16 protein-coding genes are annotated in these 13,295 nt (G+C 47.9%); 2 read left to right on the forward strand and 14 right to left on the reverse strand.

What is annotated here, in order from left to right; genetic code table 11:
- Positions 1-78: 78 nt before the first annotated feature.
- The 5 genes from VV089_RS14255 to VV089_RS14275 all read right to left on the reverse strand — a co-directional run bounded on the left by VV089_RS14255 (position 79) and on the right by VV089_RS14275 (position 5,517).
- Positions 79-528: an Lrp/AsnC family transcriptional regulator gene (locus VV089_RS14255; protein ID WP_334336376.1), complete on the reverse strand. Its 450-nt coding sequence runs from the start codon at positions 526-528 to the stop codon at positions 79-81.
- 104 nt (positions 529-632) lie between these two features.
- Positions 633-1,700: a YeiH family protein gene (locus VV089_RS14260; RefSeq protein ID WP_334336377.1), complete on the reverse strand. Its 1,068-nt coding sequence runs from the start codon at positions 1,698-1,700 to the stop codon at positions 633-635.
- A gap of 43 nt (positions 1,701-1,743) precedes the next feature.
- Positions 1,744-2,697: a 4Fe-4S binding protein gene (locus tag VV089_RS14265; RefSeq protein ID WP_334336378.1), complete on the reverse strand. Its 954-nt coding sequence runs from the start codon at positions 2,695-2,697 to the stop codon at positions 1,744-1,746.
- A gap of 30 nt (positions 2,698-2,727) precedes the next feature.
- The gene (locus VV089_RS14270) at positions 2,728-4,356 is read right to left on the reverse strand and encodes an FAD-dependent oxidoreductase (RefSeq protein ID WP_334336379.1); all 1,629 of its coding nucleotides are present in this window, start codon (positions 4,354-4,356) and stop codon (positions 2,728-2,730) included.
- Between the two features lie 186 nt (positions 4,357-4,542).
- A complete protein-coding gene (locus VV089_RS14275; protein ID WP_334336380.1) occupies positions 4,543-5,517 on the reverse strand; it encodes a hypothetical protein in 975 nt (324 codons plus the stop codon).
- A gap of 356 nt (positions 5,518-5,873) precedes the next feature.
- On the opposite strand from VV089_RS14275, the gene VV089_RS14280 reads away from it, so the two are divergent.
- The gene (locus VV089_RS14280) at positions 5,874-6,764 is read left to right on the forward strand and encodes a LysR family transcriptional regulator (RefSeq protein ID WP_334336381.1); all 891 of its coding nucleotides are present in this window, start codon (positions 5,874-5,876) and stop codon (positions 6,762-6,764) included.
- A gap of 5 nt (positions 6,765-6,769) precedes the next feature.
- Here the strand turns inward: VV089_RS14280 and VV089_RS14285 are convergent, their stop codons facing one another.
- The 5 genes from VV089_RS14285 to VV089_RS14305 all read right to left on the reverse strand — a co-directional run bounded on the left by VV089_RS14285 (position 6,770) and on the right by VV089_RS14305 (position 10,199).
- Entirely contained in the window at positions 6,770-7,720 is a 951-nt protein-coding gene (locus VV089_RS14285) for a TIGR03943 family putative permease subunit (RefSeq protein ID WP_334336382.1), read from the reverse strand.
- Positions 7,721-7,751: 31 nt separating this feature from the next.
- Positions 7,752-8,765, reverse strand: coding sequence for a CobW family GTP-binding protein (locus tag VV089_RS14290; protein ID WP_334336383.1), 1,014 nt, complete (start codon positions 8,763-8,765; stop codon positions 7,752-7,754).
- Between the two features lie 237 nt (positions 8,766-9,002).
- Complete coding sequence (locus VV089_RS14295) at positions 9,003-9,749, reverse strand: ATP-binding protein (protein WP_334336384.1); 747 nt, start codon at positions 9,747-9,749, stop codon at positions 9,003-9,005.
- The gene (locus VV089_RS14300) at positions 9,746-9,901 is read right to left on the reverse strand and encodes a hypothetical protein (protein WP_334336385.1); all 156 of its coding nucleotides are present in this window, start codon (positions 9,899-9,901) and stop codon (positions 9,746-9,748) included. Before VV089_RS14300 ends, VV089_RS14295 begins: the two co-directional genes overlap by 4 nt.
- Positions 9,902-10,019: 118 nt before the next feature.
- The gene (locus VV089_RS14305; RefSeq protein WP_172541202.1) at positions 10,020-10,199 is read right to left on the reverse strand and encodes a hypothetical protein; all 180 of its coding nucleotides are present in this window, start codon (positions 10,197-10,199) and stop codon (positions 10,020-10,022) included.
- A gap of 110 nt (positions 10,200-10,309) precedes the next feature.
- Between VV089_RS14305 and VV089_RS14310 the strand changes: the two genes are divergently transcribed.
- On the forward strand, positions 10,310-10,555 hold the full coding sequence (locus VV089_RS14310) for a helix-turn-helix domain-containing protein (protein ID WP_172541203.1): 246 nt from the start codon (positions 10,310-10,312) through the stop codon (positions 10,553-10,555).
- 131 nt (positions 10,556-10,686) lie between these two features.
- On the opposite strand, the gene rplT is transcribed toward VV089_RS14310, so the two are convergent.
- The 4 genes from rplT to VV089_RS14330 all read right to left on the reverse strand — a co-directional run bounded on the left by rplT (position 10,687) and on the right by VV089_RS14330 (position 13,294).
- A complete protein-coding gene (rplT, locus tag VV089_RS14315; RefSeq protein WP_172541204.1) occupies positions 10,687-11,043 on the reverse strand; it encodes a 50S ribosomal protein L20 in 357 nt (118 codons plus the stop codon).
- A 30-nt stretch (positions 11,044-11,073) separates the two neighbouring features.
- The gene (gene rpmI / locus VV089_RS14320) at positions 11,074-11,271 is read right to left on the reverse strand and encodes a 50S ribosomal protein L35 (protein ID WP_172541205.1); all 198 of its coding nucleotides are present in this window, start codon (positions 11,269-11,271) and stop codon (positions 11,074-11,076) included.
- A gap of 75 nt (positions 11,272-11,346) precedes the next feature.
- A complete protein-coding gene (gene infC / locus VV089_RS14325; RefSeq protein WP_172541206.1) occupies positions 11,347-11,844 on the reverse strand; it encodes a translation initiation factor IF-3 in 498 nt (165 codons plus the stop codon).
- A gap of 220 nt (positions 11,845-12,064) precedes the next feature.
- A complete protein-coding gene (locus VV089_RS14330; protein WP_334336386.1) occupies positions 12,065-13,294 on the reverse strand; it encodes an ABC transporter permease in 1,230 nt (409 codons plus the stop codon).
- Position 13,295: the final 1 nt, after the last annotated feature.

Consider the following 13,295-nt stretch of genomic DNA (forward strand, 5'->3'; position numbering starts at 1 on the left):
TTATTAAGGAGCATAAGCCCCCGGGACGTTTCTGTCAAGCACGAAGATCTATTTTATAGTTTTTTAAGAAAGAAAGCCTCAGTCCATGGGCAGAACCGAATATTCATTCTTAACAGTAGAAAGCACATACAGGATTTTAAGCCCGGATACGCCGGGCATCCTCCGCAGATCCTGACGAATCTGCTCCAAGCTTAAGGCTGATTTCGTCACTATTTTCAGCAGATAATCCATATCTCCGGCAATGGCGTGGCACTCGCAGATATTTTCGTAGGCGAGGATCTCCTTTGCAAAAGGCTCATGGTATTTCCAATGGGAAAGCTGCAGGACAGCAAAGACCGTCAGTGCATTGCCCAGCTGCCTTTCATCCAGAACTACCGTGTATTTTTGAATAATCCCTGTCCGTTCCAGCTTTCGTATCCGCTCAATAACCGCCGATACGGACAAATGGATGTTCTGGCCGATACGGGAAGCCGTCTGCCTGGAATTTTCCTTCAAGTGTCTTAGTATGCTCCTGTCCATACGATCCATATCCATACCTCTATTCCATATAACAAAAGCAGCCTGCTTTCGCAAACTGCCTTTGTATTATACACGTATCATAACAGAAAAATTTTCCACTGTCCAGGTGCTTTTTATCCGATGTATCCCGAAAACAGGAACACAAAGGCCAGGGAGCTGGCCGCTACACAGGCCCAGGTAATGCCGCCCAGGGCAATGGGCTTGACGCCCTTAGAAAATACATCCTTAAATTTAATCTTAAAGCCTACGCCGGCCAGAGCCGATGCAAAGAGGAATTTCGCAAGTTTTCCCAAAAGCTTTGACGCGGACATGTCAAGGCTCGGCACCTGAAACTCGAATACGCCGAAGGTATTCAGCCCGGCCATAACCACGAACCATAAGATGAACATGGGGAAGGTTTTCTTCACAACATTGAGCAGGGAATCGCTTTGTCCGCCCTTGCCGCTCCCCTTGGCATCCTTTGCCATAATGATCGTCCATACCAGAGCTACAAAAATGAGCATTGTAGTCCGGACAAGCTTTACATTCAAAGCGCCGCTCCACTCTCCAAGACCATTCATCGCTACATAAGTAGCCTGTGCTCCGGCCACGGAAGAAGTGTCATTGATGGCTGTTCCGGCCAGAAATGCAAACTGATTGTCCGTCAGTCCCAAAGCACCGCTCAAATAGGGATAACTGAATGCCGCCAGGGTGTCAAACAGGAAAATTGCCGCCATAGCAAAAGCAATTTCCTCCTCCAGGGCCTTGATGATCCGTGACAGGGTGGCAATGGCCGTTCCGCCGCAGATACAGGTTCCGCCGCCTACCAGAATCGAAGTGTTCCTGCTCACACCGATTTTCTTTCCAACCAGCAGGGCAATAGCAAAGGAAAGACAGATGTTGAACAATATCAGAGGCAGCGCCTTCACGCCGGTTCCCAGAATATCCGCAAAGCTTAAGGTTGCACCGGTGAGAATAATGCCCCAGTTCAGAAACTTCTTGCTTGCAAAGGTAGTTCCGGCCTTGAAGTCTTTGTCAAGGCTTGGAAGCAGGTTGCAGGCAATCATGGACACCAGAAGGGCTACCATGGGCCCTCCCATAACGGTGCGATCCAGCAAGGCAGTCTGCCAGTCCGTAGAAAGAGTTGCCAGCCATCCGATGACAAGGCACAGGAGGATGGCACCTGTTTTCTTTATATTCATTTTTCTTAACTCCCTCAGATTTCTTTTGTATTAGATATTGCAATTAGCAGGTAGCGCCGCCTGTGAGATGAAGCTTCGCATCCAGGATCTCCTGCTTTCTTGCCAGAATGTCGTCGGAGAGAAGCTGCTTCTCCACATTGTCGAATCCGAGACGCTCAATGGTTCTTGCAAAACGCTCCCCGGTCTGTCCCTGCTCCCGGAACAACAGGATAGCCTTCTCAATTACCGAAAGAGCCTCTTCCTTGTCGGTAAATACCTTGGAAAGGGCCTGGCCCTGAGCCACCTTCTTGCCCCAGCGTCCGCCGATGTAGATCTTGTAGCCGTAGGTTCCGTCCTCGATGCAGTCAAAGGGACAGGTTCCCACGCAGCGTCCGCAGTTGTTGCAGATATCTTTGTCAATCTCCATTACGCCGTCTGCCATTTTAGCGGCATTTACAGGACAAGCCTTCTCAACGGCACACTTCTTGCAGCCGTTGCAGTCGTCCTCTTCATAGTTGGGAATCCGCTGCCCGATGATTCCAAGGTCATTCAGATCCGGCTTCACACAGTTGTTGGGACATCCGCCCACGGCGATTTTAAACTTGTGGGGAAGCAGTACCTGGCGGTATCCCTCATAGAAACGGTGATGAATCTCCTCGGAAAGCTCAAAGGAGTCCAGAAGGCCGTACTGGCAGGTGGTTCCCTTACATGCTACCACCGGACGCACCTTGGAGCCGGTTCCGCCTGTTACCAGGCCTGCCTTTGCAATGTACTCGCAGAAATCATCAATCTTGTCGTAGGGAATTCCCTGTACTTCGATGGTCAGCCGTGTGGTGAAGGTTACGATTCCGTTGCCGAACTTCTCGGCCGCCTCGCCGATAACCTTCTGCTGCTCTGCGGTGATTTTACCGTTGATGGTGATAATACGTCCGGAAAAATTGTCCGTTCCCTTGTTGCTCAAAAATCCTCTTGCCTTTACCTTCTTCTCGTCCTCCGGACTGATGGTTAATGTTGCCATAATATATATCCTCCTGTTTTTCGTTTTTATTTAATCTTCTTCCTCTACGGTATTAAACGTGGTGCCGCCTTCCAATACCTTCGTGTTGGTGTAGCCGTAGTATTTCAGACGGTTCTGCACCATGTAGGCGCGTTTTCCCTTGGCACAGACAAGAAGAAGCTTCTCATCCTTGCCAAAGCCCTCTACCTCCCCGTCGATCTTAGTCAGATCCAGGTAGGGAGCGGAATGAATGGACGGCTGAATGGAAGCGTCCACCATACGGTATCCTTCTGCTTTTCCTTCTGCAAACTCCGCCGGTGTGAAGGTCTCAAAGGCTCCGCTCATCTTATTCAACAGAATATTAAGCCCGTGGGCGAAGGGATGAATGGCCGTGGAGAAGGGCGGTGCGTAGGCAAAATCCAGATTCTCCAGCTGATCTACGGTTGCTCCCAGGGAAATAGCAGTTACGGCAATATCCGTCACCTTGTCAACCGCGCCGGTTCCCAGTACCTGCAGGCCTAAGAACTTCCGGGTTGTCTTGTCTGCTACCATTTTAATAATGAAGGAACCTGCACCGGGATAGTAATGAGCCTTGTCGTCCACCACACAGAGCACGGAAACCACATCATGGCCCGCTGCCTTTGCCGCTGTCTCTGTAAGCCCGGTACGTCCAGTATTGATGCCCCCCGGAAGCTTGGCCACGCCGGTTCCCAGTACGCCCGCATATTCAATCTCTTTGCCGCAGAGATTCTTTGCCAGCACACGTCCTGCAATATTGGCTGTAGAGCCCATGGGGGACCAGGCAGGCTCGCCGGTCTCCCGGTTGGTTACCATGGCGCAGTCGCCGATGGCGTACACATCCTCCACATTGGTGCGCAGGTTTTTATCCGTGAGAATGGTGCCCTTGAACATCTCAATGCCGCTTCCCTCCAGGAATGCAGTATTGGGGCGGATTCCGATTGCCAGAACGAGGGCGTCGGCCTTTACCGCGCGCTTGCTGGTCTGCACCTTCTCCACCTTGCCGTCGCCAATCACGCCCTCTAAGGCAACGCCCGTCATGGGATTGATTCCTGCATCAGCCATTTTATTTTCCACATACTCGGAAAGCTCCGGGTCCAGGAAATTGGGCAGTACATGGGGGGCAAAGTCAATGACGTTGACACGGACGCCTTTTTCCGCCAGGTTCTCGGCCACCTCAAGGCCGATAAAGCCGCCGCCTGCAACGACCGCCCTCTTGATCTTTCCGGCCTCTACCGCTTCCCTAAGAGCAATGGCGTCGTCCGGAGTGCGCATAAAAAATACATTTTCCAGATCAAGGCCTTCAATCTGCGGACGGAAGGGTGATGCGCCGGAGGCGATGATCAGCTTGTCATAGCTGTAAGTGCCGGTCTCCCCGTTATGTACGGCTGTGACGGTCTTTGCCGCCGTGTCAACGGCCGTAACCTCGGTTTCCGTGAGAACCTCTGCGCCTGTAAGCTTGGAAAATGATTCCGGTGTATTCACGATCAACTGCTCCTTTGCGGGAATCACGCCTCCCACATAATAAGGAAGCCCACAGCCTGCATAGGAAATGTCTTTTCCCTTGGTGAGAATCGTCACCTCGCAGCTGCGGTCTTCCCGTTTGATTTTCGCTGCCGCCTTCGTACCGGCCGCAACGCCCCCGATAATCAGTACTTTCATCGGTAAAATCCCCTTTCTTTTCGTGATTTTTTTAACAATTCTGTGTCGAAATTACCTTGATGCCTCGTTTAGAATTATTATATCACTTGGGAATTAATAATTAAAATGATATTATTTTATGAATAACATAGGTAAAACCTATCAATGTTACTGCCTATTCCAGGGCTGGTAACCTGTTAATTCTTTTTAGACTCCCTCTTCAATCCACCACTTGACTACTGTCGGAGTACCGTCCTCCTCCCATGTAATGAAAAAGTGCGCAACGCCTGCGCAGTCTGCTGCTCCGCCTTCCCCATAGAGATACTCGGAAGCCTGAAGTACGTTTCTTCCTTCATATTCTGTTACCGATAAATCGTAAAATCCCCGTGCATTGCCGCCTGCAAGCTGCGCCGTCTCCGGAGGCGTGCCGCCATACTTCCGGTGAAAGGGAAGTATCTCGTCCAGGTAGGAGCAATATGCGCTGTAGCTGCCTGCCTCCGGCTCCTGTATCACGTCTACGGTAAGTCCCTGGTCATAATCCGCATCCAGGTCGGAAGGAAGCTCCATGCGTTCTATGGTGTTGTTTCTATATTTAAAAACAGCCTTGTAGGAATCTCCCACCGCACCGCAGCCAAATCCTTCTGCGCTGAACACAATCTCTATGTTTTCATCATTGTCCACATCGGCCCAGAATACATCAAAAATGCCGTAATAGGAGCACGCTTCCTCCTCAAAGCAGTAGGGCGCGTCCTCATTCATGTAAAGCCATAAGCTTCCCGACCCGTAAAAGACTATTTCCTCTGCATCCTGCACCATAAGAAGCATGTCCCTCTGCCCGTTCCCGTCCATATCATCCAGCCGAAGCCCTGTCAGCTTCATGGCGCCCTTTTGAAACACATCATCCTCCAAAAGCCGGTCAAAAAGCTCCGCCGCCTGCTCTGCCTTTACGCCCTGGTTCCCTGCCTCTTCCAAAAAGCGTTCCCGGTTTTCCTTCATCTGCTTCCCCGGCAAACTGTTTTCCTCTCCCTTATCCGTCCTGGGCAGGCCTTCGTTTTTCTGCAGATAATGCCCCATTGCTCCTGATTTCGCCCATGAGGCCTGCACTTTTTTGTCAGATGCGCAAAATGAGCTGATTACGATACATAATAAAAGTAATATGATTTTATTCATCCGTTTTTTCATAGTCTTCTCCCCTCTGCCGTTCTTTATCTAGTAGTCCGTATCGGAAATATGCACAAGGATTTCCGGTACGGACTACTAGTGTTCATTTTAGCGGAGGACTACATCATAACAGAATCAAAATTACATCATATTTGCATCATCTTTTCTTCTTTTTGCTGGCGGGTTGATTTTTGTTCTTTTTGAAACGTATTCTCAGTTTCTGTGTCACTTGTCAATACGCTGCAGAAATGATACTATTTTTTATGAATACATGTGAATCTCTCAACAGCAATCTCTCCTGCCATGCAAAATTCATTTTTCATGTAATAGAAATCTCTATGGGGAGGGATCTTGTAAAAGGGAAACAGGAGGCATATATGACCATCCGTCATTTGAAAATATTTATTGCAGTAGCCGAGACAGGCAAAATGAGCGTGGCGGCCAAGAAGCTCTATCTGGCTCAGCCCACCATCAGCCAGGCCATTCACGAGCTGGAAGCCCATTATCACACCCAATTGTTTGACAGGCTCTCAAAACGCCTTTATATCACGGAGACAGGACGGGAGCTCCTTGATTTGGCCCGGAATGCAGTCCGTGCCTTTGAGGATCTGGAGCTTCATATGGAAAACTGCACCCAGACCGAGCATTTCCGGATCGGCGCTACCGTCACGGTAGGCTCCTGCCTGCTCCCATCCCTTCTGGAGGATTTCCGCCAGAGGAAGCCCCAGGTGGATACCTTTTCTTTCATTGGAAATACTGCCGTGATTGAGGACAAGCTTTTAAAGTCGGAGCTGGATGCCGGCATCGTGGAAGGCGTAATCAAAAGTCCGGATCTCATCAGTATTCCAATGGTGGAGGATTATCTTGTTCTGGCCTGCAGCAAAGACCATCCCTTTGCCTCCCTGACCTCCTTTTGCCCCTCGGATCTGGAGGGGTTGGATTTTGTTATGCGTGAGAAGGGCAGCGGTACAAGGGCGCTGTTCGAAGAATACCTGCACGCCAGCCATATTCACATTCGCTGCCGGATAGAAGCTCCGTTTCCGGAGGCTATGAAGCATGCCATTCTTTACAATCACTGTATGGCAGTGATTTCCGTGCGCCTTATTGAAGAGGAATTGCAAAAAGGCACGATCCATATGCTGCCCCATCCGGAGCATGCCTGGAACCGCACCTTTAATCTGGTTTACCATAAGGATAAGCTCCTTACGGATTCTATGTTTCATTTGAAAAATCTGCTGCTGCAGTATCGAAGGCCGGAGATCGGATGATTCTGCTAGAAGTACACCATCTCTTCCTCCGGCTTCTCCACGGACTTCAGCGCCTTCGTATAGAGCACCGGGCCCTCCTCGCCGGAATATTCCTTCCTGGCCTCCACCTTTACCTTGGCCGTAACGGTAAGCCACTGACGGTTACGAAGCTTGTCAACATTCTGAGACTTGCACAGGAAGCCTAAAAATACGGTGTCGTCCGCACAGCAGGTCATGGCCCTCCGCCCCGGTACAAAATAGCCTGCCTCCAGCTCCTTCGGACGCATTACCATTGCCTTGAACCGGACAGTTTTGCCTTCGTAATGTTCGGGATGATCCATCGCGTCCAGATACCAGATACCATAGTCAATATCTCCGATCTCAATGATTTCGGCATTCAAATCAAAGGGAAGCTCCTCCTCATATTCAAAGAGCTCTCCGCCTTCCTGCTCAAATTCTACCTGTGCCCTGGGATTGGCCGCCCGGATATTCCGCTTATAGGAGGCAGCCTTTGTCCCCTCCTTGCAGCGGTTGAAGATTACCAGATCGGAATCCTGTACCATATCCATAAAGAGAGACTTCATATTCTGCATATACAGATCGAAGGTTCCGGCATCTACCAGAGTAATGCCCTGAGCCAGAAACCATCCCCGGGGGAGCTGCATGTCCCTTAGGTACTGCATGCCCCACATACCGTTGTACTCGATCATAACCTGGGTGGGCTTGTATTCCTTCCTGCATGCCTCCAGAAACTCCGGGGTAAATTCCGCCTTTCCCTCCACCACTGTCATAACCGTATCATAGGATTCCAGGATATGGTTATCATACTCTTCCTCCCCCTCCTCACAGGCAATAAGAAGGGTTTTGCCTCCGTCGGAAAAATAAGGGTCAGAAAGCGTCTCCTGTATGAAAGAAGTCTTTCCGCTTTCCAGAAACCCGTTTACCACGTAAACAGGTACTTTATTTAAAAGACTCATAGCTGCTCCTATTCCAGTACCAAAATCTGCCTTATACTACATGAAACAGTTCCTTCAGCGCATCCTCATCGAGCTTGGATCCAATGACACACAGTCGTCCTGTGTAATCAGGGCTTCCGTCCCGAACCTCGTATTCCTCCGGAACAAAATCAAACTGCATCCAATTGCCGTCGGTATCGGGAACGATACCCTTGGCGCGAAGAATAATGCCGTATTTTTCGGAGCCGCTCAATTCCTCCAGTATCTGCTGCAGCTCCTCTGCCGTATACTTATGAGCTGTCTCCACGCCCCAGCTTGTAAATACTTCATCTGCGTGGTGATGGCCTTCGTGATCATGATGGTGATGATCATGACAGCCGCAGGTGCAGTTCTCATCATGCTCATGGTGGTGATGGCCGTGCTCACATTCCCCATCGTGGTGATGGCGGTCATGCTCCTCCATCTCCAGCTCTGCGTGGTGCATGGCTGCCAGAATCTGCTTTCCGTCCAGTTCGTCCCAAGGTGTTGTGATCATTGCAGCATGTCCATTGTGATCACGAAGAAGGGCCGCGCACTCCTCCAGCTTTTCATCTGTCATACTCTGGGTTCTGCTTATCACGATAGTCCCTGCATGCTCCACCTGGTTATTGAAGAATTCACCGAAATTCTTCATATACATCTTGCATTTCTTTCCATCCACTACAACGATGGAACTGTCAATGTGAACATCAGTGGAGCCTGCCACATTTTCCACAGCCTTTACCACATCGGAAAGCTTACCCACACCGGAGGGCTCAATCAGAATCCGATCTGGCCCATAGGTATCCAGAACCTCCTTCAAAGCCGTACCAAAGTCTCCTACTAAGGAGCAGCAGATACAGCCGGAGTTCATCTCATTTACCTGGATTCCGGCATCCTTCAAAAAGCCGCCGTCAATGCCAATCTCTCCGAATTCATTTTCAATCAGGACAATCTTTTCCCCCTGAAAGGCCTCCTTAAGAAGCTTCTTGATAAGCGTTGTCTTTCCGGCTCCCAGGAAACCGGAAATAATGGTAATCTCTGTCATTTCTATTCCTTCTTTCTTCTATTAAGCTCTGCAATATCATTCCCATGCACTTCATTTCCAGGCAGATTTCACAGGCGGTAAGATATTGCTCTACAATTGCTTGAGCTGTTGCTCTTTATCATTAGCACTCTCTTTGACATACTGCTAATTATAGCACGCTCGCTTGATTTGTCAAACTGCAATGTACCATCCCAAATACTGCTTTAAGCACTTCTTACGCCTTATCATAACAGGCCCTTAATCTCTGCCCGTATACCGTCTGCTCTTTCTCTCCCCTTCACTTCTCAGCAGCCCTTCATCTACCATTTCCTTTAATAACCGTTTTACTGTTGACTCAGCCAAATTCAAAATTTTTTTTGCTTCTCGATTACTGATTGAGCCATTTTGAGCAATATAATTTAGTATTAGAGATTTCCTCTCCATTTTTATCGGCTTTTTATCGGCTTTTATCGGCTTTTTATCGGCTTTTATCGGCTTTTTATCAGACTCAATAATCTTTTTTTCGTCCTTCGATATTTCTGCAAATTCTTCATTTATATAGATTACTGCCATCGTATAATCATCATAATCATTATTGGGCAAAAATTCCATCTTAGGTGACCTATTTGATTTCAATGCCTCCTTTGCCCTTCGAATTCCGGATCCATACGATTCAATTAAATTCAGTGCAAAGAACATATCTTTTAATTCCGGATTCAAATATTTTCTATTGTCAAAGCTGCTCTGGCTATTCATCGCTTCAATGGTAACCGGAGGCATAGGCCGATTATGATTCACAAATGCGATTCTATCACTATACACATAAATCCCAATATAATTAGGCGATTCATACCGTTTATGCAAAATACAGTTTGTGGCCAACTCCTCAAAAGCGGCCAACGGCCAGTTATATACAATCCGATGTTCTATTTTATCTGCATCCCTAATCGTGTAAGATGCCTGGATAGCCTCTTTTGCATTTGTAGATACCAGGTATTCTTTCATGTACTTACCATATAATTGTTTGCATAAGCGCAGGCTGTTTTCAATATTCCTGATTTAAAATTGACAGACTTCTTATACTCAATATAATCTGTCTCAATATGATTCTGCTCAAGAACCGTATATGCCATACGTTTAATGTCTTCTATCTGCATTTTTTCAGCCCTTTCTGCCTATAATCAGTGCCTGCTGCTCATCTTCCATTCACAATACATCTTCATTATAACGTAATTATATTGAAAATACAACGAACCCTGCCTCAAGGTTTTTGGCCTACAAGCGCTCCCCCATCAACGTCCAAATCAAAATTTCAAATTCCCGTTCTGTTAATATGCTGCTGTTTCCGATTTTCAGTAAAATTTCCGCTATTTCCTTCCCTTGTCCGGATAAATGTCCATATAACTCCAAAAAATTCTTCCCACTGTCGTCTTCTCTTACCGGACCTTTTTTCATTTCAAAATCACCTTTCCAAAATTTTGACATTTAATAAATGTCATACTTATAAAGATTTTAACATAGAATTTAAAAAGTAAATGACATTCAGTATCTGTCAAAGGTGGCTTATGTATAAAAATAAAATTGGTAATAAAAATAATATTTCCGGATCCGCAATCCGGACTCAGCGTCTGGCAAGGGGCTGGTCCCAGAGGGAGCTTGCGGATGCGCTGCAGCTTTTGGGACTGGATGTAGATAAAAATGCAATCCAGCGAATCGAAGCCCGGAAGCGGTTTGTAACGGATATAGAGCTTACATATTTTGCTAAGGTTTTTGATGTGGGATACCATACATTGTTAGATAAATCGGTATAGCCGGGACCGTCCTGGCTGTCCGCTTCTTTTTTTATCTGCAAAAAAAAGCCACTGAATACAGACGCTTTTCCACTCTGTTTCAATGGCTCTTTCTCTTGTTGTAATACTCTCTGTAAAAAGAGGATGCCCGCTTACGCCAGCTTACCCTTTGCCAGCTCAACTAGTGATGCAAAGCCTGCCGCATCATTTACAGCCATATCGGCTAAGATCTTTCTGTCTAACTGAACCTCTGCCAGCTTCAATCCATGCATGAACTTGCTGTAGGATAAACCATTCATTCTGGCTGCTGCGTTGATACGCGCAATCCAAAGCTGTCTAAACTGACGCTTTCTCTGCTTTCTTCCTGCATAAGAGCTGGTCAGCGCTCTCATTACGGACTGCTTTGCTACTCTATACTGCTTACTTCTGGCTCCTCTGTAGCCCTTCGCCAGCTTTAATACTCTGTTATGTCTTTTCTTAGCGCCTAAGCCGCCTTTAATTCTTGCCATTTTTTCTCTCCTCCTTGAAATATTCCTCGCTTACAGATACGGTAAGATCTTCTTCATGCTCTTAACATTGGTTGCATCTGTAATGGCTGACTTTCTCAGGTTTCTCTTTCTCTTCTGAGATTTCTTGGTTAAGATATGGCTCTTATACGCTTTCATTCTCTTTAACTTGCCGGTTCCTGTCTTGTGGAAACGCTTTGCAGCCGCTCTGCTTGTTTTCATTTTTGGCATTTTATATACTCCTCCTGTCAAGTTTTCTTTTCATAGTTCTATAAAATCATTCCTGCATGCAGGTGATTCCCGTACTTACTGACGCTTTTCCGTTAAAAACATCAACATCTGACGACCTTCCATCTTTGGCGCCTTTTCCACAACCGCTATGTCAGACATCTTCTCTGCAAACGCATCCAGGATACGCCTTCCGTTCTGAATATGAGCCATCTCACGGCCCCGGAACCGAAGGGATACCTTCACCTTGTTCCCCTTCTGGATAAATTTGCGCGCTGCGCCTATCTTGGTATTCAGATCATTGTCGTCAATATTCGGTGACAGCCGAACCTCTTTGATCTCAATGATCTTCTGTCTCTTCTTGGCTTCCTTCTCCTTGCGCGCCATCTCATACTTGTACTTGCCGTAGTCGATAATCTTACATACCGGCGGCTTTGCAGTCGGCGCAACCTTCACCAGATCAAGCTCTGCTTCCCTGGCAATCTTCATAGCATCCCTCGCGGACATGATCCCAAGCTGCTCTCCATTGGCCCCGATTAAGCGGACCTCTTTGTCACGGATCTGTTCGTTAATCATTAAATCGCTAATAGTAATACCCTCCTTAAAAGAAAAATCCAAAAAAAGTGGATAGTCAGACTATCCACTTAACATACCAGATCTCAAGACGTATAAAACGCCTTAACTTGTCAGATATAAACCCGAGTCGCCTGCCTGCGCTGAGGTGAGAGTGGATACTCTGCTTGCTGTCACCCAAGTATAATAGCACAGCCTGCAGGCAGTGTCAACTGTTTTCTGATTAATTCCTCCGCAAAGCCTCAATAGGGCTAAGCTTCGCCGCCTTCCTGGCTGGGTAGATTCCGAAGAAAATTCCCACGCATGAGGAAAAGAAGGTAGCCAGGATAATCGTTGGAATACTGATTCTGGCAGGGAAGCCGAGCATAGGCAGCGAGCAGATGGCCTTAGCCCCTATAATCCCAAGGACAATGCCGATGATACCGCCCATAGCCGTAATAATGGCAGACTCTGACAGAAACTGCATCATAATGGAACGTGTTCTGGCTCCCAGGGCCTTCCGGATACCAATCTCCCTGGTACGCTCAGTTACGGATACCAGCATAATGTTCATAACGCCGATGCCGCCTACCAGAAGGGCAATGGCCGCCACAAATGCGATGAAGGCAGTCAGCATATCCAGCACATCCGTCATCATCTTAATCTGGCTCTCCGCATCCTCCACATAGAACTTATCCTCCCCCTGAACCTGATATCTGCGCTCCAGAAGGCTTACAATCTCACTGCTCACCGCCACGCTGCTGTAGCCGGTGTCCGCAACTACAAAAATACTGTAAAATTCATCCAGAATATACCCAAAAGCATAGTTGGCCGTATAAGGCATATAGAGAGAAACGCGGTTGGAATTATACATCATGGCGTTCACAAGTCCGCCGTCGTCGGACTGCTCCTCCTTGATAACTCCGATCATGGTAATCTCCTGGGTCGTGTCGTAGATGGTCGCCTCCACGCTCATTCCCACCACGTCGTCCGTGCCGAAAAGCTTCCGGGCATCCCCTTCGCCTATGACTGCTACCAGATTCATAGCCTCCACATCGGAATCCGTAAAATAACGGCCGTACTTCATCTCCGGATTGTGGGTGTACTTCAAATCTTCCGTTCCCGTGGTAATTCCTACATCAAACTCAATGTCTCTGGGGGAAATCAGCTTTCCGGACATACTGTCATTGGGCGTTACGCCTTTGACTCCCTCCACGCCCCGGATAGCCTCCAGATCCTCCGGGGTGAGGTAAATCAAATCGCTGTCTCCGTAGGCGCCGCTGATAAAGATCTGTCCGCCCACAGCAGCATTGAGCTGATCGCTGATCTCTCCCTTGGCTCCCTGCCCGATGGACATAATCATAATAACCGAGGAAATACCGATAATAATTCCAAGCATGGTCAGAATAGAACGGCCCTTGTTGGCCCGGATATTATCCACGGCCATTTTCATATATTCCAGTAATTGTGCCATC

The organism is Candidatus Merdisoma sp. JLR.KK011, from assembly GCF_036941125.1.
In the GTDB taxonomy this organism is placed as follows: domain Bacteria; phylum Bacillota; class Clostridia; order Lachnospirales; family Lachnospiraceae; genus Laedolimicola.

Coding starts and splice junctions, on each gene's coding strand:
- VV089_RS14330 (WP_334336386.1), bottom strand. CDS start 13,294: ATGGCACAATTACTGGAATATATGAAAATGGCCGTGGATAATATCCGG.
- VV089_RS14300 (WP_334336385.1), bottom strand. CDS start 9,901: ATGCAGATAGAAGACATTAAACGTATGGCATATACGGTTCTTGAGCAG.
- infC (WP_172541206.1), bottom strand. CDS start 11,844: ATGATTAACGAACAGATCCGTGACAAAGAGGTCCGCTTAATCGGGGCC.
- VV089_RS14305 (WP_172541202.1), bottom strand. CDS start 10,199: ATGAAAAAAGGTCCGGTAAGAGAAGACGACAGTGGGAAGAATTTTTTG.
- VV089_RS14270 (WP_334336379.1), bottom strand. CDS start 4,356: ATGAAAGTACTGATTATCGGGGGCGTTGCGGCCGGTACGAAGGCGGCA.
- VV089_RS14310 (WP_172541203.1), top strand. CDS start 10,310: ATGTATAAAAATAAAATTGGTAATAAAAATAATATTTCCGGATCCGCA.
- VV089_RS14255 (WP_334336376.1), bottom strand. CDS start 528: ATGGATCGTATGGACAGGAGCATACTAAGACACTTGAAGGAAAATTCC.
- VV089_RS14290 (WP_334336383.1), bottom strand. CDS start 8,765: ATGACAGAGATTACCATTATTTCCGGTTTCCTGGGAGCCGGAAAGACA.
- VV089_RS14275 (WP_334336380.1), bottom strand. CDS start 5,517: ATGAAAAAACGGATGAATAAAATCATATTACTTTTATTATGTATCGTA.
- VV089_RS14285 (WP_334336382.1), bottom strand. CDS start 7,720: ATGAGTCTTTTAAATAAAGTACCTGTTTACGTGGTAAACGGGTTTCTG.
- VV089_RS14295 (WP_334336384.1), bottom strand. CDS start 9,749: ATGAAAGAATACCTGGTATCTACAAATGCAAAAGAGGCTATCCAGGCA.
- VV089_RS14265 (WP_334336378.1), bottom strand. CDS start 2,697: ATGGCAACATTAACCATCAGTCCGGAGGACGAGAAGAAGGTAAAGGCA.
- VV089_RS14280 (WP_334336381.1), top strand. CDS start 5,874: ATGACCATCCGTCATTTGAAAATATTTATTGCAGTAGCCGAGACAGGC.
- rpmI (WP_172541205.1), bottom strand. CDS start 11,271: ATGCCAAAAATGAAAACAAGCAGAGCGGCTGCAAAGCGTTTCCACAAG.
- VV089_RS14260 (WP_334336377.1), bottom strand. CDS start 1,700: ATGAATATAAAGAAAACAGGTGCCATCCTCCTGTGCCTTGTCATCGGA.
- rplT (WP_172541204.1), bottom strand. CDS start 11,043: ATGGCAAGAATTAAAGGCGGCTTAGGCGCTAAGAAAAGACATAACAGA.